Origin of the sequence: Streptomyces mashuensis (assembly GCF_014654785.1) — a bacterium.
Lineage (GTDB): Bacteria > Actinomycetota > Actinomycetes > Streptomycetales > Streptomycetaceae > Streptomyces > Streptomyces mashuensis.
Genome location: NZ_BNBD01000007.1, coordinates 132703 through 152948, shown reverse-complemented (window position 1 = coordinate 152948; position 20246 = coordinate 132703). Strand labels below are relative to the sequence as shown.

Below are 20246 nucleotides of genomic sequence, written 5' to 3'. Positions count from 1 at the left end.
GGTGGGGTACGCGGCCGTCCCGCTCGGGGCGGGACGGCCGCGTGCGCGGGGCGGTCGGGGTCAGCCCTTGCCGAACCTCTTGTCGATGAAGTCGAAGAGTTCGTCGTCGCTGGCCTCTTCGAGCACCTCGGCCGTCGCCCCTTCCTCCGGCCCGCGCCGGGTCTCGTTCCAGGCCGCCAGGAGCGCCTGGAGCCGTACGGCGACCCGGGCGTGGGCGGCCTCGTCCGGGACGAGGGCGGCGAGGTCGTCCGGGGAGAGGGAGGACAGCGAGTTCTCCAGGCGGTCCAGTTCCTCCAGGACGGCCGCCTTCGTGTCCTCGGCCGTGTCCTCCGGGGCGATCTCCGCCAGCACCTGCCGGGTGAGGGCGGCCGGCGTCGGGTAGTCGTAGATCAGCGTGGCGGGCAGCCGCAGCCCGGTCGTGGCGTTGAGGCGGTTGCGGAGCTCGACGGCCGTGAGGGAGTCGAAGCCCAGCTCGCGGAACGCCTGGCCGGGGACGACCTGGTCGTGGGAGGCGTAGCCGAGCACCTGGGCGACCTGTCCGCGGACGAGGTCCAGTGCGGCGCGTTCCCGTTCGGCGGCGGGCAGCCGCGACAGCCGCTCGGCGAGCGTCTCCGGTCCCGTACCAGCTGCACCGGCTGCCGCGACCCCCTCGGCGGGCGTCTGCCCGGCCGTCGGGCGGACCGGCGTGCGGACGAGCCCCCGGAAGACCGGCAGGATGCCGCCGCCGGCCGCTGCTGTGCGCAGGGTGGCCAGGTCCAGGTGCATCGGCACGAGGACGGTCTCCGCGACCTGACCGGCCGGTCCGGCGGTGGCGGCGCGGCCGCGTACGGCGGCGTCGAACAGGGCGAGTCCCTCGTCGGCCGTGAGCGGCACCATGCCGCCCAGGCCGGCGCGGGCCCGGTCGCCGTCGGTGAGGCGGCCGGCCATGCCGCGTTCCTCGGCCCACATGCCCCACACCAGCGACAGGGCGGTGCGGCCCTGGGCACGGCGGTGGCGGGCGAGGGCGTCGAGGAAGACGTTGGCGGCCGCGTAGTTGGCCTGCCCGGCCGCGCCGAGGGTGCCGGCGGCGGCGGAGAACAGGACGAACGACGCCAGGTCGAGGCCCTGGGTGAGCTCGTGCAGGTGCACGGCGGCGTCCACCTTGGGCCGCAGCACCCGTGCCAGGCGCTCGGGCGTGAGCTTGTCGACCACGCCGTCGTCCAGCACACCGGCCGCGTGGATCACGGCGGTGAGCGGGTGGGCGGCGGGGACGGCGGCGAGCTGCCGCTGGAGCGCGTCACGGTCGGCCACGTCGCAGGCGGCGATGGTGACCTCGGCGCCCAGGCCGGTCAGTTCGTCGTGCAGCGTGGCCATGCCGTCGGCGGTGGCGCCGCTGCGGCTGAGCAGCAGCAGGTGGCGGACGCCGTGTTCGGCGACGACGTGCCGGGCGAGGAGCCGGCCCAGGCCACCGGCGGCCCCGGTGATCAGCACGGTGCCGTCGGGGTCGGCCAGTCGCCCGGCCGCCGCGTCCGGCACCGCCCCGGTCGGGGCGAGCCGCGGCACGTACGCGCGTCCGGCGCGCAGGGCCGCTTCCGGCTCGTCGGTCGCGAGGACCGCGGTCAGGGCGCGGGCGGAGTCCTCGGTGCCGTCCGTGTCCAGGAGGACGAAACGGCCGGGGTTCTCCGACTGCGCCGAGCGCACCAGCCCCCACAGGGGCGCGGTGACGAGGTCGTCCACCGGGGAGGGCGCGGCCGTGGTGGCGACGGCTCCGCGGGTGACGAACACCAGACGGGCGTCGCCGAACCGCTCGGTGGTCAGCCACGTCTGGACGGTGTCCAGGGCGCGGCCGAGCGCGTCGTGCACGGCGGGGACGAGAGCGGACGTCTCCTCCCCGTCCGTGCCGGCGGCGGGGACGGGCACGAGGACCGTCGCCGGCATCGGCCGCCCGGCGGCCACCGCCGCGTGCAGCGAGGCCAGGTCGGGGTACGTCTCCGCGTCCACGCCGGCCGCGCGCAGCCCGGCGCCGATTCCGTCGTCGCCGTGCCCGTCGTCGGCCGCATCGCCGATGAGGACGTACGCGGACGTGTCCGTCGGCGCGGCTGCGGGGGCGGTGACGGCCAGGTGCGTCCAGTCGATCCGGTAGAGGGAGTCGTCGTCGCGGTGCTGGGCGGCACGTGCGGCGGCCAGGTCCTCGTCCGCGTACGGACGGAGGACCACCGACGCGGCGGAGGCCACGGGTGCCCCCGTGCCGTCCGTCGCCGTCAGCGACACCGCCGGTTCACCGGCCGCGGTCACGGTCCGGCCGACGACCACGCGCAGGGTGGTGGCGTGGGCCGCGTACAGGTCGACGCCTTCCCAGGCCAGCGGCAGCGAGCCGGGCGCCGCGGACCGCTGTGCGCCGTGCAGCGCCGCGGTGAGCAGCGCCGGGTGCAGGGCATAGCGGGCGGCCTCGGCCTGCTGGTGGTCGGCGAGCCGTACCTCCGCGTAGAGGCGGTCGCCGTCCTCGGCGGTCCACAGGCGGTGCAGGCCCTGGAAGGCCGGGCCGTGGGCCAGGCCGGCCGCGGCCAGCTGCTCGTGGACGTCGCCGGGCTCGTACGGCGCGGGCACGGCGCCCGCCGGGGGCCAGGCGGTGTCGCCCTGAGCAGCGGGGGCGGGCCGGGTGGCGGCGAGAACGCCGGTGGCGTTCCGCGTCCAGGGCCGCCCGGTGCCGACCGTGTCGTCGGCGGCCGGGTCCTCGGGCCGCGAGTGGACGCTCAGCGTCCGGCGGCCCGAGGCGTCGGCCTCGCCGACGGAGACGCGTATCTGCACGCCTCCGCGCTCGGGCAGGGCGAGAGGCGCAGCCAGGGCGAGCTCCTCCACGGCGCCGCAGCCGGCCTGGTCGCCGGCGTGGACGGCCAGCTCCAGGAAGGCCGCGGGCGGGACGGCCACCACGCCGGACACGACGTGGTCGGCAAGCCACGGGTGGCTCTGGAGCGACAGCCGGCCGGTGAAGAGGAGCCCGTCGGACTCCGGCAGCTCCACCGCGGCCCCCAGCAGGGGGTGTCCGGCGGACCCGAGACCGGCGGCGGACACGTCCTCCGGCTGAGCAAACGTGTCGACCCAGTACCGCTGCCGCTGGAAGGCGTACGTCGGCAGGTCGACGCGGCGGGCGCCCGTACCGGCGAAGTACGCGGACCAGTCGACGGCCAGGCCACGGACGTGGACCTGGGCGAGGGCCGTGGTCAGCGCCTGCGCCTCGGGGCGGTCCTTGCGCAGGGCGGCGACGAAGAGCACGTCCTCGGCCTCGACGAACTGCTGGGCCATGCCCGACAGAACGCCGTCGGGGCCGAGCTCGACGAAGGTCGTGGCGCCTTCGGCGGCCAGGGCTTCCACACCGTCGCGGAAGCGGACGGCTTCACGGACGTGACGGACCCAGAACTCGGGCGACGTCATCTCCTCCGACACCAGTGTTCCGGTGAGGTTGGAGACGAGCGGGATGCGGGGCGCGTGGTAGGTGATGCCGGCGGCCACCTCGCCGAACGCCTCCAGCATGCCGTCCATGTGGAAGGAGTGGAAGGCGTGGCTGACGGTCAGGCGACGGGTCTTGTGGCCCCGTGCGGCGAACCGTTCGGCCATGGCGAGAACGGCGTTCTCGTCACCGGCGATCACGACCGAGTCCGGGCCGTTGACAGCAGCGATGCCCACGCCGTCGGCCAGCTCGATGTCGATCTCGATCTCGTCCTCGGCAGCCTGGACGGCCACCATCGCGCCACCCTCCGGCAGCTCCTGCATCAGACGGCCACGCGCAGCGACGAGCGCGGCGGCATCGGCCAGGGAGAACACGCCGGCGACATGCGCGGCAGCGATCTCACCGATCGAGTGACCGGAGAGGAGGTCGGGGCTGATACCCCAGGTCTCCAGGAGGCGGAACAGGGCCACTTCGAGGGCGAAGAGCGCCGGCTGGGCGAACTCCGTGCGGTCGAGGGCGGTCGCGTCGTCGCCGAAGAGCACGTCCTTCAGCGGGCGGCGGAGGTGCATGTCCAGCTCCGCACAGACCGCGTCCAGCGCCTCGGCGAACACCGGGTACGCCGCGTACAGCTCACGGCCCATACCGAGCCGCTGGCTGCCCTGCCCCGTGAACAGGAACGCCACCTTGCCCTCGGACACCGCGGTGCCCTGGGTGACGGCCGCCGGGCTTTCACCGCGCACGAGGGCTTCGAGGCCGTGCAGGGCCTCTTCGGCGCCGTCCGCGACGACAACGGCGCGGTGTTCGAGCGCGGCGCGCCCGGTGGCGAGCGAGTAGGCCACGTTCACCGGCGACGGCGCGCCGTCCCCCTGTTCCTGCTGGGCGAGGTGAGCGCGCAGGCGGTCGGCCTGGGCACGCAGCGCGGCCTCGGTCCGGCCGGAGACGAGCCAGGGGGTCCAGCGGGTCTCGGTGCCCGGGGTGCCGGCGTCCGTGGCGTCGGCGACGGGCTCTTCGGGAGCCTGCTCGATGATGGTGTGCGCATTGGTGCCGCTCACACCGAAGGACGACACGCCCACGCGGCGCGGACGCCCGGTCTCGGGCCACTCGCGGGCCTCGGTCAGCAGCGAGACGGCCCCGGCGGACCAGTCGACGTGCGACGTCGGCTCGTCCACGTGCAGGGTCTGCGGCAGCACGCCGTGCTGCATGGCCAGCACCATCTTGATGATGCCCGCGACACCGGCCGCGGCCTGCGTGTGACCGATGTTCGACTTGATCGAACCCAGGTAGAGCGGCTGATCCTCGTCACGGTCCTTGCCGTACGTCGCGATGAGCGCCTGCGCCTCGATCGGGTCACCGAGCTTGGTACCCGTACCGTGCGCCTCCACCGCATCGATGTCCGTGGGCTGGAGGCCGGCCGAGGCGAGCGCCTGGCGGATCACTCGCTGCTGCGACGGACCATTCGGAGCCGTGAGGCCGTTGCTCGCACCGTCCTGGTTGACGGCAGAGCCGCGGACGACCGCGAGGACCGGGTGGCCGTGACGGCGGGCGTCCGACAGCCGCTCGACGAGCAGCATGCCCACGCCCTCACCCCAGCCGGTGCCGTCGGCGGCCTCGGCGAATGCCTTCACGCGGCCGTCGGCGGCAAGACCCCGCTGACGGCTGAACTCGGCGAACGCACCCGGCGTCGACATCACCGTCACACCACCGGCCAGCGCGACGTCGCACTCACCGTTGCGGAGCGCCTGCACCGCGAGGTGCAGGGCGACGAGCGACGAGGAGCAGGCCGTGTCGACCGTGACGGCCGGGCCTTCCAGGCCGAACGTGTACGCCAGCCGGCCCGACACCACGCTCGCCGCGTTGCCGGTGCTCATGAAGCCGTCGCCACCGTCGGCGGAGTTCAGGACCAGCGGCAGGTAGTCCTGGCCGTTGGTGCCGACGAACACGCCGGCCTGGCTGCCGCGGAGGGCGTGCGGGTTGATGCCCGCCCGCTCCATGGCCTCCCAGGTGGTCTCCAGCAGCAGTCGCTGCTGCGGGTCCATGGCGAGGGCCTCGCGCGGCGAGATCCCGAAGAACGCCGGGTCGAACTCGGCGGCGTCGTAGACGAAACCGCCTTCGTTCGCGTACGAGGTGTCCAGGTCCCAGCCGCGGTCGGTGGGGAAGCCGGAGATGGCGTCGCCACCGGTCACCAGCAGGCGCCACAGGTCCTCGGGGGTCCGTACGTCACCGGGGAAGCGGCAGCTCATCGCCACGATCGCGATCGGGTCGTCCGCGAGCGCACCGGCCACCGGCCCGGCGGCACGGCTCTCGGCAAGAGCCGCCGCCTCGTCGCCCAGCAGCTCGGACCGCAGGTGATCGGCGAGAGCGGCGGGCGTCGGGTAGTCGAAGGTGAGGGTCGCGGGCAGCCGGAGGCCGGTGGCGGCGCCGAGCCGGTTCCGGAGTTCCACCGCGGTGAGCGAGTCGAAGCCCAGCTCCTTGAAGGCACGCTTGGCGCCGACCGCGTCGGCCCCGGTGTGCCCGAGGACGGCGGCGACCGACGAACGCACCAGGTCCAGCAGCGTGCGGGTCCGCTCGGCCTCGGAAAGGCCCGAGAGGCGCTGGGCGAGAGCGTTCCCGGACGCCTCGGTGGCCCCGGCACCGGCACCGGCCCCGGAAGGAACGCGGCTGCCGGAACCCTTGCCGAGAGCGCGGCGCGCCTCGGGCAGCTCGTCGAACAGCGTGCTCGGCCTGATGGACGTGAAGCCGGGGGCGAAGCGCTCCCAGTCGACATCCGCCACGGTCACGACGGCCTCGTCCGCGGCCAGCACGCGCTGGAGCGCGGTGATGGCGGTGCCGGAAGCCATGGGCGGCACGCCACCGGAACGCATGCGCTCGGCAAGGGCCGCGTCGGCGGCCATGCCGCCCTCGGCCCACGGACCCCACGCGATCGAGGTGGCCGGCAGACCGGCAGCACGACGCTGCTCGGCGAGCGCATCGAGGAACGCGTTGGCGGCGGCATAGTTCGCCTGACCGGCCGAACCCAAGGTGCCCGCGATGGACGAGAAGAGAACGAAGGCGGAAAGGTCGAGATCCCGCGTGAGCTCGTCCAGATACACGGCCGCCGTGGCCTTCGCACGCAGAACACGCTCGAAACGCTCGGGGGTGAGCCCGTCCAGCACGCCGTCGTCCAGGACACCGGCGGCGTGGAAGACCGCCGTCAGCGGGTACTCCGCCGGGAGGGAGTCCAGCAGCGCGGCGAGCGCACCTCGGTCGGTGACATCGCAAGCAGCAATGGTGACCTTCGCGCCGGTGGCCTTCAGCTCGGCCTCCAGCTCCACAGCGCCCGGCGCCTCAAGACCACGACGGCTGGTCAGCACCACATGCTCAGCGCCACGGGCGACGAGCCAGCGGGCCACCTCAGCACCTAGCGCACCGGTACCACCGGTCACCAGCACCGAACCGCCGGCCGACCACTCGCCATTACCGCCGGTGGCACGCACCAGACGACGGGCAAAGACGCCCGACGACCGGACCGCCACCTGATCCTCGCCGGACTCACCGGCAAGCACACCCGCCAGCCGGTCCAGCACCCGCGCGTCAACGCCCTCGGGCAGGTCGACCAGACCACCCCACCGCTCCGGGTGCTCCAGGGCCGCGACGCGACCGAGGCCCCACACGCCGGCCTGGGCCAGGTCACGTACGTGGTCGGCGGGGTCGGTGGCGACGGCTCCGCTGGTCACACACCACAGCGGCGCGCTGATACCCGCGTCGCCCAGCGCCTGCACCAGCACGGCCGTCGACACGGCGTCCGGCAGCAGCGACACCACACCGGTGTACGGCCCCTCGGGGAGGGAAGCGGCCAGCTGCCCGCGGTCGAGCTCACCCGCCGCACCCGTCACCAGCTGCCGGACCTCGGCACCCCGCGCAGTCAGACCATCGACAACATCGGCGCCCGTTCCTTCTGCGGGAACGGCCACCAGCCAGGTACCGGACAGCCGCGTCTGCGCGGAGTGTCCGGTCACCGGCCGCCAGGCCACGCGGTATCGCCAGGCGTCGGCGGGTTCGAGAGAGAACGTGCTCTCTTCCGCGACCTCGGGCCAGAAACGCCGGCGCTGGAAGGCGTACGTGGGCAGATCGACGCGACGGGCCCCCGTACCGGCGTAGTACGCGGTCCAGTCGACGGCAATACCGCGCGTGTGAGCCTGGGCGAGGGCGGCGGTCAGCGTCTCGGCCTCGGGGCGGTCCTTGCGCAGGGCAGCGACGAAGGCCATGCCCTCCGCGTCAACGAACTGCTGCGCCATGCCCGACAGCACACCGTCGGGCCCGAGCTCGACGAAGGTCGTGACGCCCTCGGCGAGGAGAGCCTGCACACCGTCGCGGAAACGGACGGCCTCACGCACGTGCCGCACCCAGAAGTCGGGCGACGCCATCTCGTCACCTGCGACGAGTCCACCGGTCAGGTTGGAGACGAGCGGGACACGCGGCTCGCTGTAGCTGATCCCAGCGGCCGCCTCCCCGAACGCCGCCAACATGCCGTCCATCAACGGCGAGTGGAACGCATGGCTGACGCTCAAGCGACGCGTCTTACGACCGTCCGCCTCGAAGCGGGCCCCGATCTCCAGAACCGCCGCCTCGTCACCGGAAACGACCACCGACGACGGGCCATTGATCGCAGCAATACCGACCAGATCGGTCAGGTACGGGGTGACTTCCTCCTCGGTGGCCTGCACGGCCACCATCGCACCGCCCGCAGGCAGCTCCTGCATCAGCCGCCCACGCGCAGCAACCAAAGCACACGCATCCGCCAGCGAGAACACACCCGCCACATGCGCAGCAGCAATCTCACCGATCGAGTGGCCAGCAAGGAAGTCGGGCTTGATCCCCCACGCTTCCATCAGCCGGAAGAGCGCAACTTCCACCGCGAACAACGCCGGCTGAGCAAACTCCGTCCGCTCCAGCAGCTCCGCGTCGTCGCCGAACATCACCTCGTACAGCGGCAACCGCAGATGACCGTCCAGCTCGGCACACACCGCATCAAGCGCGTCCGCGAACACCGGATAGGCGTCGTACAACTCACGCCCCATCCCCAGCCGCTGGCTCCCCTGCCCCGTGAACAGGAACGCCACCCGGCCCCCGCCGGCAGCCGACCCCGTGACGACACCGCCACCGGTCGCCGTACCCTGCACGAGCTCGCGCAGTCCGCGCAGTGCGTCGTCACGGTCGGTTGCGACGATCGCCGCGCGGTGCTCGAACGACGACCGCCCGGTCGCCAGCGAGTAGCCGACGTCGAGGAGTTCGAGACCGGACTCGGCGTCCAGGTGCGCCCGGAACCGGTCGGCCTGGGCCACGAGGCCCTGCTCGTCCTTTGCCGAGAGCACGAGGGGCAGCACCTGCGGGGACGAAACGTCTCGCTGCTCGCCGGCCTGCTCTGCCTGCGGCGGCGCCTGCTCGATGATGGTGTGGGCGTTCGTACCGCTGAAGCCGAACGACGACACACCGGCGCGGCGCGGACGGTCACCCGTCTCGGGCCATTCGCGGGCCTCGGTCAGCAGCTCGACCGCGCCCTCCGCCCACTCGATCTTCCGCGACGGCTCGTCGACGTGGAGGGTCTGCGGCAGCACGCCGTGCTGCATCGCCAGCACCATCTTGATGACGCCCGCAACACCCGCAGCAGCCTGGGTGTGACCGATGTTGGACTTCACCGAACCGAGCCACAGCGGCCGGTCCTCGTCCCGGCCCTGGCCGTAGGTGGCCAGCAACGCCTGCGCCTCGATCGGGTCGCCCAGCGTCGTACCCGTACCGTGCGCCTCCACCGCATCCACATCGGCGGTCGACAGACCGGCCGACGCCAGCGCCGCCCGAATCACACGCTGCTGCGACGGACCATTCGGAGCCGTCAGACCATTGCTCGCACCATCCTGGTTGACGGCAGAGCCACGGACCACCGCGAGCACCGGGTGACCGTTCTTCCGCGCGTCGGACAGCCGCTCCACGAGCAGCATGCCGACACCTTCGCCCCAACCGGTGCCGTCCGCCGACTCCGAGAACGCCTTCACCCGACCGTCGGCGGCAAGACCCCGCTGACGGCTGAACTCGATGAACGCGCCCGGCGTCGACATCACCGTCACACCACCGGCCAGCGCCAGGTCGCACTCACCGTTCCGCAGCGCCTGCACGGCCCAGTGCAGCGCCACCAGCGACGCCGAACACGCCGTGTCCACCGTCACCGCCGGGCCTTCCAGCCCGAACGTGTACGCCAGCCGGCCCGACACCACACTCGCCGCGTTGCCGGTCCCCATGTGGCCTTCGAGGCCCTCGGGATCCTTCAGCAGCAGGGACAGGTAGTCCTGACCATTCGTACCGACGAACACACCGGCCTGACTGCCGCGCAGCGCCGCCGGGTCGATGCCGGCCCGCTCGAACGCCTCCCACGACGTCTCCAGCAGCAGACGCTGCTGCGGGTCCATGGCCAGGGCCTCGCGCGGCGAAATGCCGAAGAAGTCGGCGTCGAAGTCGGGGGCGTCGTACAGGAAGCCGCCGGCGCGTGCGTAGACGCTGCCCGGGACATCCGGGTCGGGGTTGTAGAGGGTCTCGACGTCCCAGCCCCGGTCCGTCGGCAGCGGCGACATGGCGTCGCCGCCGGTCACCAGCAGCTGCCACAGCTCCTCGGGGGTCCGTACGCCGCCGGGGAAGCGGCAGCTCATCGCCACGATCGCGATCGGGTCGTCCGCGAGCGCACCGCCCGCCGGCCCGGCCGGCCGGGTCTCGGCAACGGTCGTCGCCGCTGCCTCGTCACCCAGCAGCTCGGACCGCAGGTGAGCGGCGAGAGCGGCAGGCGTCGGATAGTCGAAGACGAGCGTGGCGGGCAGCCGCAGCCCGGTGACCGTGTTGAGCCGGTTGCGGAGTTCGACGGCCGTCAGCGAGTCGAAGCCCAGCTCCTTGAACGCATTGCCGGCCTCGACGGCCGCCGCCCCGGAGTGCCCCAGGACCTCGGCGACATGGCCGCGGACGAGCTCCAGGAGCGCGCGCTCCCGCTCGCTCTCCGACAGACCGGCCAGCTCCTGGGCCAGTCCGCCGGGCGCACCGCCGCCGACCGGGCCGGAAGCAGCAGCGCCGGCGTCCGTGTCGACGAGTTCCGCCAGCAGCGAGGAGGGCCGTGCGGCGGTGAAGCCCGGCGCGAACCGCTCCCAGTCGATGTCGGCGACGGTCACCACGGTCTCGTCGCCGTCCAGCACGCGCTGGAGTGCGGCGATGGCCGTGTCGGCCGCCATGGGCGGTATGCCGCCCGCGCGCATGCGCTCGGCCAGCGCGCCGTCGGCGGCCATGCCGCCCTCGGCCCACGGGCCCCACGCGATCGAGGTGGCCGGCAGACCGGCAGCACGACGCTGCTCGGCAAGCGCATCGAGGAACGCGTTGGCGGCGGCATAGTTCGCCTGACCGGCCGAACCCAACGTGCCCGCGATGGAGGAGAAGAGAACGAACGCCGACAGGTCGAGGTCCTGCGTGAGCTCGTGGAGATTCACCGCAGCCGACGCCTTGGCGTGCAGGACCCGCTCGAAGCGCTCGGGGGTCAGCCCCTCCAGCACACCGTCGTCCAGCACACCCGCGGCGTGGAAGACCGCAGTGAGCGGATATTCGGCCGGCAGCGACTCCAGAAGCGCAGCCAGCGCGTCCCGGTCGGTGACATCGCACGCAGCAACAGTCACCCAAGCACCCGAAGCCGACAACTCGGCCTCCAGTTCCACCGCGCCCGGCGCCTCAAGACCGCGACGGCTGGTGAGCACCACATGCTCAGCGCCACGGGCGACGAGCCAGCGTGCCACCTCAGCACCCAGCGCACCCGTACCGCCGGTCACCAGCACCGAACCACCGGCCGACCACTCGTCACCGGCAATCCGCGCGGCACGCACCAGACGACGGGCGAACACACCCGACGCGCGGACCGCCACCTGGTCCTCACCGGAACCACCAGCAAGCACACCCGCCAGCCGGTCCAGCACCCGCGCATCGACACCTTCAGGCAGGTCGACCAGACCACCCCACCGCTCGGGGTACTCCAGCGCAACCACACGCCCCAGACCCCACACAGCAGCCTGAACCGGCGAACGCAGCACATCAGATGCGGCAGTGGACACAGCACCACTGGTCACGCACCACAGCGGCGCGCCGACACCCGCATCACCCAGCGCCTGCACCAGCACAGCCGTCGACACGGCATCCGGCAGCAGCGACACCACACCGGCGTACGAACCCTCGGCGAGGAGATCGGCCAGCGCAGCACGGTCGGTGAGCTCGCCGGCCGGGACGGTGATCGTACGGACCTCGGCGCAGCGCGCGGTGAGGCCCTCGACGATGTCGTTCGACGAAACGTCGCCCTCCGCGGTCACCACGCACCACACGCCCTGAAGGCGTGCTGCTGCGCGGCTGCTGCTCAGGGGGCGCCACACGGAGTGGTAGCGCCAGGCGTCGACCGTCGATTGCTCGTTCTGTCGCCGCCGCCAGGCGGAGAGGGCGGGCAGGGCCTGGGCCAGCCAGTCGTCCTCGACGAGGTCCAGCTCCGCGGCGAGCGACTCCAGGTCCTCGCGCTCGACGGCCTCCCAGAAGCGCGCGTCGACGGAGTCGCCGGGCACAGTACCGGCCCCCATCGACTGCCGCGCCGCGGCCATGAGGGCGTCGGGCCAGTACCGGTCGCGCTGGAAGGCGTACGTGGGCAGGTCGACGCGGCGGGCCCCCGTACCCGCGAAGTACGCGGCCCAGTCGGTGGTCACGCCACGAACGTGGGCCTGCGCCAGGGCAAGGGCGAGCGTCTCGGCCTCGGCGCGGTCACGCCGCAGGACGGGCACGAAGGCGGCGTCCGCGACGGTCTCCTGTGCCATGGCCGACAGCACACCGTCCGGCCCGAGCTCGACGAACGTCGTGACGCCCTCGGCCTCCAGCACCCGCACACCGTCGTGGAAACGGACGGCCTCACGCACGTGCCGCACCCAGAACTCCGGCGAGGACATCTCCTCACCGGACACCAACGCACCGGTCAGGTTCGACACGACCGGGACACGCGGCTCGCTGTAGCTGATCCCAGCGACCACCTCCCGGAACGCGCCCAACATGCCGTCCATCAACGGCGAGTGGAACGCATGGCTGACGCTCAGCCGACGCGTCTTACGACCCTCCGCCGCAAAACGCTCAGCGATCTCCAGCGCCACAGCCTCATCACCGGAAATCACCACCGACGACGGACCATTGATGGCAGCAATGCCCACCCGGTCGGTCAGGTACGGCGTGACTTCCTCCTCGGTGGCCTGGACAGCCACCATCGCGCCACCCGCAGGCAGCTCCTGCATCAAACGTCCGCGAGCAGCCACCAGCGCACACGCATCAGCGAGCGAGAAAACCCCCGCCACATGGGCAGCAGCAATCTCACCGATCGAGTGGCCGGAAAGGAAGTCAGGGGTAACACCCCAAGCCTCCACCAGCCGGAACAGCGCCACCTCGACCGCGAACAACGCAGGCTGCGCGAACTCCGTCCGCTCCAGAACACCCGCGTCATCGCCGAACAGCACGTCCTTCAGCGGCACCCGCAGCAGACCATCCAGCTCCGCACACACCGCATCAAGCGCGTCGGCGAACACCGGATAGGCGTCGTACAACTCACGCCCCATCCCCAGCCGCTGACTCCCCTGACCCGTGAACAGGAACGCCACCCGGCCCCCGCCGGCCGCCGACCCCGTGACGACACCGCCACCGGTCGCCGTGCCGTCCGCCAGTGCCGCGAGGCTTCGCAGCACCTCGTCGCGGTCGGAGCCGAGGACGACGGCCCGCGTGTTCATGGCCGTACGGCTCGTGGCGAGCGAGTACGCCACGTCGGTCAGTGACTGGTCCGTCTGCCGCTCCAGGTGCGAGCGCAGCTGTTCCGCCTGCGCGCGGAGCGCGTCCGCTGTACGTGCCGACAGCGGCACCAGCAGCGGATGGGGCACCGCAGAATCCGCCACGCCCCCCGCCGGCTCCTCCTCCGGCGCAAGCTCCGGCGCCTGCTCCAGGATGGCGTGGGCGTTCGTGCCGCTGTAGCCGAACGACGAGATGCCCGCGCGCCGCGGCCGGCCGGTCTCGGGCCAGGCCCGCGCCTCCGTCAGCAGCTCCACCGCACCCGCAGCCCAGTCGACGTGCGGCGTCGGCTCGTCAACATGCAGCGTCCGCGGCAGCACGCCGTGCTGCATCGCCATGACCATCTTGATGACGCCGGCGGCACCGGCCACGGCCTGGGTGTGGCCGATGTTCGACTTCACGGACCCCAGCCACAGCGGCCGGTCCTCGGCTGCCCGCTCGCGCCCGTACGTGGCCAGCAGTGCCTGCGCCTCGATCGGGTCACCCAGCGACGTGCCCGTGCCGTGTGCCTCCACCGCATCCACATCCGCAGCCGACAGACCGGCCGACGCAAGCGCCGCCCGAATCACACGCTGCTGCGACGGACCATTCGGCGCCGTCAGACCATTGCTCGCACCGTCCTGGTTGACGGCCGTGCCCCGCACGACCGCCAGCACCGGGTGGCCGTGCTTCCGGGCGTCCGACAGCCGCTCGACGACGAGCATGGCGACGCCCTCGGACCAGATGGTGCCGTCGGCGCCGGCCGCGAACGCCTTGATGCGGGCGTCGGCGGCGAGGCCGCGCTGGCGGCTGAACTCAGTGAACGCGCCCGGGGTCGACATGACCGTCACACCGCCGGCCAGCGCCAGGTCGCATTCGCCGTTGCGCAGGGCCTGCGCGGCGAGGTGCAGGGTGACCAGGGAGGACGAGCAGGCCGTGTCGACCGTGATGGCCGGGCCCTCCAGCCCGAAGGTGTAGGAGACGCGGCCGGAGGCGACGCTCGCGGCGTTGCCGGTGCCGAGGTGGCCTTCGAGGCCGTCGGCGTCGTTCAGCCAGAGGGTGAGGTAGTCCTGTTCGTTGGAGCCGACGAACACGCCGGTGCGGCTGCCCCGCAGACGGGCCGGGTCGATGCCGGCGCGTTCGAACGCCTCCCACGACGTCTCCAGCAGCAGACGCTGCTGCGGGTCCATCGCCAGTGCCTCACGCGGCGAGATCCCGAAGAAGGCGGCGTCGAAGTCGGCGACGTCGTGCAGGAAGCCGCCTTCGCCGACGTAGCTGGTGCCTTCCTGGTCGGGGTCGTCGCTGAGGAGCGTGGCGAGGTCCCAGCCGCGGTCGGCGGGGAAGCCGGAGATGCCGTCGCCGCCTTCGGCGACGAGCTGCCACAGGTCCTCGGGCGAGCGGATGCCGCCGGGGAAGCGGCAGCTCATCGCGACGATGGCGATGGGGTCGTCCGCGAGCGCGCCCGCGGCGGCGGGCCGGGCGGGGTTGTCCGCGGCCGCGAGCAGAACATCCGCGTCACCCAGCAGCTCGCTGCGCAGGTGGTCGGCGAGCGCGGTGGACGTGGGGTAGTCGAAGACGAGGGTGGCGGGCAGCCGCAGGCCGGTGGCGTCGCCGAGGGCGTTGCGGAGTTCGACGGCGGTCAGCGAGTCGAAGCCGAGCTCCTTGAACGCCCGGCCGGCCTCGACGGCGGCGGGGCCGGCGTAGCCGAGGACGGCGGCGACCTGTGCGCGTACGAGGTCGAGCAGGGCCCGGTCCTGTTCCTGGGCGGACAGGCCGGCCAGGCGCTGGACGAGGGCGGTGCGGCTGTCGGTGCCCGTGCCGCCGCCGGTGGCGGTGCCCGCGGCGTGGCGCCGCGGGGCTCGGACGAGGCCGCGCAGCAGGGGGTGCAGGGCGCCCGTGGTGGCGTGGGTGCGCAGGGCGGCGGTGTCGAGGCGGGTCAGGACGAGGGCGGGCTCGTCGCTCTGCCGTACGAGGTCGAAGAGTTCGAGGCCCTGGGCGGCGGTGAGCGGCGGCAGGCCGGAGCGGCGCATGCGGCGCAGGTCGGTCTCGTCGAGGGTGCCGGCCATGCCGCCGGACTCGCCCCACAGGCCCCAGGCGAGGGCGGTGGCGGGCAGGCCCTGGGCGCGGCGGTGCGCGGCGAGGGCGTCGAGGAAGGCGTTGGCGGCGGCGTAGTTGGCCTGGCCGGGGCCGCCGAGGACGCCGGAGAAGGACGAGAAGAGGACGAACGCGGCAAGGCCGGGGGCCAGGTCGCGGGTGAGTTCGTGCAGGTGGAGCGCGCCGTCCGCCTTGGGGCGGAGGACGTGGTCCAGGCGTTCGGGGGTCTGGGTGGTGAGGACGCCGTCGTCGAGGGCGCCGGCGGTGTGGACGACCGCGGTCAGGGGATGTGCGACCGGGACGGCGGCGAGGACGGCGGCGAGGGCGTCGCGGTCGGCGACGTCGCATGCGGCCCAGGTGACCTCGGCGCCGTGGGCGCGCAGGTCCTGGGTGAGCTCGTCGGCGCCGGGCGTGTCGGCGCCGCGCCGGCTGAGGAGCAGCAGATGCCGTACGCCGTGTTCGGCGGCGAGGTGGCGGGCGACGAGGCCACCGAGGAGGCCGGAGGCACCGGTGACGAGGACGGTGCCCTGCGGGTCGTACGCGTCGGTGGGCGCGTCCGTCCCGGCTGTCCCGGCTGTCCCGGCCGTTCCGGTCGTTCCGGCCGTGGCCGCGAGGCGGGCCAGGCGCGGGGTGTGGGGGACGCCGGCGCGGACGGCGATCTGGGGCTCGCCGGGGGTGAGTGCGGCGAGTGCCGTGGGCAGGGCGGCGCCGGAGGCGGGGGCGTCGTCGAGGTCGATGAGCCCGAACCGGTCGGGGTTCTCGGACTCGGCAGTGCGGATCAGGCCCCAGACGGCGGCGACGGCGGGGTCCACCGGCGCTTCGGTGTCCGGGTGCTGCCCGGTGGCGACGCCGCCCCGGGTGACGAGGACGAGCCGTGACCCGGCGAAGCGGTCGTCGGCGAGCCAGGTCCGGGCGAGGGCGAGTGCGCGGCCGGTGGCGGCGCGGACGGCCTCCGGGGTCAGGGGGGTCCCGGCGCCGGGGGCCCAGGGCACGACGACCTGGCCGGGCACGGAGGCGCCGGCGTCCAGAGCGGCGGTGAGGACGGCGAGGTCCTCGTACGCCGGTACGTCGCTCAGGCCGACGCCACCGCTCTCACCGCCGATGACGGCCACGTCGGCGGGCGTCACGGCCTCGGGCCGTTCGGTGGTGGCCGGCAGTTCCGTCCAGTCCAGGCGGAAGACGGACTCGTGGTAGGTGGTGCGTGCCGCGTTCACCTGCTCGGCGGAGACGGGGCGCAGCACCAGCGAGTCGACGGTGGCGACGGGGGCGCCGGTGGCGTCGGCGATGTCCAGGCGGAGGGCGCCGGAGCCGCCGGCCGGGCCTGCGGGGCGCAGGTGGACGCGGAGGTCGGAGGCGCCGGAGGCGTGGAGGGTGACGCCGTTCCAGGCGAAGGGGAGGCGGCCGCCGGCGTGGTCGTCCAGGACGCCCAGGCCGAGGGCGTGGAGGGCGGAGTCCAGCAGGGCGGGGTGGAGGCCGAACGACGAAGCCGCCGGGTGGGACGAGGACGGGGTGCCGCCGTCCTCGGGCAGCCGTACTTCGGCGAAGACCTCGTTGCCGCGGCGCCAGGCGGCACGCAGGCCCTGGAAGACGGGGCCGTAGTGGAGGCCGGTGGTCGCCAGGTCGTCGTAGAGGGTGCCGGTGGTGACGGGTTCGGCGTCCGCGGGGGGCCAGACGGTGTGCTGGAAGCCGGCGGGGGCGGCGGTGGGGGCGAGGGTGCCGGTGGCGTGCCGGGTCCACGGCTCCTCGGGCGGGGCGTCCTCGGCCCGGGAGGAGAGCGTGAAGGGCCGGAAACCGTCGTCGTCGGCGCCGCCGACGGTGATCTGGAGGCGTATACCGCCGCGGTCGGGCAGGGCGAGCGGGGCGTGCAGGGTGAGTTCGTCGAGGCGGTCGCAGCCGGTCTGGTCGCCGGCGCGTACGGCCAGTTCGACGAAGGCGGTGCCGGGCAGCAGGGCGGTGCCCATGACGGCGTGGTCGGCGAGCCACGGGTGGGTGTCCAGGCCGATGCGGCCGGTGAGCAGGAAGCCGTCGGTGTCGGCGAGCGGCACGGCGGCGCCGAGCAGCGGGTGGTCGGCTGTTTCGAGGCCGGCGGAGGTGACGTCGGCGGGCCGGGTGCCGGGGGCGAGCCAGTAGCGTTCGCGCTGGAAGGCGTAGGTGGGGAGGTCGGTGTGGCGGCCGCCCGTGGGGGCGAACCAGGTGGCCCAGTCGACGTGGAGGCCGCGCGTGTGGGCGCGGGCGAGAGCGGTCGTCAGGGTGTCGGGTTCGGCGCGGCCGGCGCGCAGGGCGGGCAGGAAGGCGGCGCCGTCACCGGTGAGGCAGTCCTGGGCCATGGCGGACAGCACGGCGTCGGGGCCGAGTTCGACGTAGGTGGTGACGCCGTGCGCCTCCAGGGCGCGGGTGCCGTCGAGGAACCGTACGGCCTCGCGGACGTGCCGTACCCAGAACTCGGGGTCGCGGACCTCGTGGTCGGCGACGACGGTGCCGGTGAGGTTGGAGACGAGGGGGACGGCCGGGCTGTGGAAGGTGAGGCCCTCGGCGACGCGGCGGAACGCGTCGAGCATGCCGTCCATGTGGGGCGAGTGGAAGGCGTGGCTGACGGTGAGCCGCTTGGTCTTGCGGCCCTGCTCCTCGAAGAGGGCGGCGACGCGCGCGGCGGCGTCGGCGTCGCCGGCGACGACGACGGAGGAGGGCCCGTTGACGGCGGCGAGGCCGATGTGTTCGTCGAGGTGGGGGGTGATCTCCTCTTCCGTGGCCTGCACGGCGATCATGGCGCCGCCGGCGGTGGCCAGCTCCCGCATGAGCCGGCCGCGGGCGGCGACGAGCGTGCAGGCGTCCTCGAGCGAGAGGACGCCGGCGGCGTGCGCGGCGGCCAGTTCGCCGATCGAGTGGCCGGCGACGACGTCGGGGAGGAGGCCCCAGCCGGTGACGAGCCGGTGGAGGGCGACCTCGACGGCGAACAGCGCCGGCTGCGTGTAGTCGGTGCGGTCCAGCAGGCCTGCGCTGCTGGCGCCGGTGCCGAAGAGGACGTCCTTCAGGGGGCGGTCGAGGTGGCGGTCGAGTTCGGCGCAGACCGCGTCGAGCGCCTCGGCGAACGCCGGGAACGTCTCGTACAGTTCACGGCCCATGCCGAGCCGCTGGCTGCCCTGGCCGGTGAAGAGGAAGGCCACCTTCCCGCCGGCCGGGGCGCCTTCGACCAGGCCGGGCGCGGTGCCACCGTCGGCCAGGGCGCGCAGCGCGGTCAGCAGGGTGTCGCGGTCGGGGGCGACGACGGCGGCGCGGTGGTCGAACGCGGACCGGCCGACGGCGAGGGTGCGGGCGGCGTCCGCCGGGGCGGGCCGGGTCTCCTCCAGCCAGGCGTGCAGCTGCCCGGCCTGGGCGCGCAGGGCCTGCTCGGTACGGCCGGACACCAGCCACGGCAGGACGGCGGGGCGGCCCGCCGGGGACTCCCCGGCGGGGGTCGGGCTCTCCGCCAGGGCCTCGTCGGCTGCCGGGGCCTCTTCGATGATGGTGTGCGCGTTGGTGCCGCTGACGCCGAACGCCGACACGGCGGCCCGGCGGGGCTCGCCCGTCGCGGGCCAGGGGCGGGCCTCGGTGAGCAGGGCGACGGTACCGTCCGACCAGTCCACGTCGGGCGTGGGCCGCTCGGCGTGGAGGGTCTGCGGCAGCACGCCGTGGCGGATCGCCATGACCATCTTGATGATGCCCGCGACACCGGCGGCGTTCTGCGTGTGACCGAGGTTGGACTTGAGCGAGCCCAGCCACAGCGGCCGTTCCGCCGGCCGCTGCTCGCCGTAGGTGGCGATGAGGGCCTGCGCCTCGATGGGGTCGCCGAGGCGGGTGCCGGTGCCGTGGGCCTCCACGGCGTCGACCTGCCCGGGGGTCAGGCGGGCGTTCTCCAGCGCCTGGCGGATGACGCGCTGCTGCGACGGGCCGTTGGGCGCGGTCAGGCCGTTGCTCGCGCCGTCCTGGTTGACGGCGCTGCCGCGGACGACGGCGAGGACGGGGTGGCCGTTGCGGCGGGCGTCGGAGAGACGCTCGACGAGCAGCACGCCCACGCCCTCCGACCAGCCCGTGCCGTCGGCGTCGGCGGAGAACGACCGGCAGCGGCCGTCGGGTGACAGGCCGCGCTGCCGGCTGAACTCCACGAACACGTCGGGCGTCGCCAGGACGGTGACGCCCGCGGCCAGGGCGAGCGAGCACTCGCCCTGGCGCAGCGCCTGCACCGCGAGGTGCAGGGCGACGGACGACGAGGAGCAGGCCGTGTCGACGGTGGCGGCCGGGCCCTCCAGCCCGAAGACGTAGGCGAGCCGCCCGGACACCACGCTGGCGGCGGTGCCGGTCAGCAGGTGGCCCTCGACGCCCTCGGGCAGGTCGTACTGGCCCGCGCCGTACGCCTGGGAGGAGGCGCCGACGAACACGCCGGCGCGGCTGCCGCGCACCGCGGCCGGGTCGATGCCGGCCCGCTCGAACGCCTCCCACGACGTCTCCAGCAGCAGGCGCTGCTGCGGGTCCATGGCGAGGGCCTCGCGCGGCGAGATGCCGAAGAACGCCGGGTCGAACTCGGCGGCGTCGTGCAGGAAGCCGCCCTCGCGGGCGTACGTCGTGCCCTGGTGCTCGGGGTCGGGGTCGTACAGCGCCTCGACGTCCCAGCCCCGGTCGGCGGGGAACCCGGAGATGGCGTCGCCGCCCCCGGCGACCAGCCGCCACAGGTCCTCCGGCGAGCGGACCCCGCCGGGGAACCGGCAGCTCATGCCGATGATGGCGACGGGTTCCCTGGACGCCTCGGTGAGCTGCTGGTTCTGCCGGCGCAGCCGCTCGGCTTCCTTCAGCGAGGCCCGCAGCGCTTCAACGATCTTCTCGTTGGGGGTTGTCATCATGTACTCCGCACTTCGGG

General features: G+C 73.7%; 1 protein-coding gene. It reads right to left on the bottom strand.

The features are described from left to right. Positions 1-60: 60 nt before the first annotated feature. Positions 61-20226: a type I polyketide synthase gene (locus tag IE305_RS18700; protein WP_190130916.1), complete on the bottom strand. Its 20166-nt coding sequence runs from the start codon at positions 20224-20226 to the stop codon at positions 61-63. Between the last annotated feature and the right edge of the window lie 20 nt (positions 20227-20246).

Excerpts from the sequence above, each read along its gene's own strand:
- IE305_RS18700 (WP_190130916.1), bottom strand. The coding sequence starts at position 20,226 with ATGACAACCCCCAACGAGAAGATCGTTGAAGCGCTGCGGGCCTCGCTG.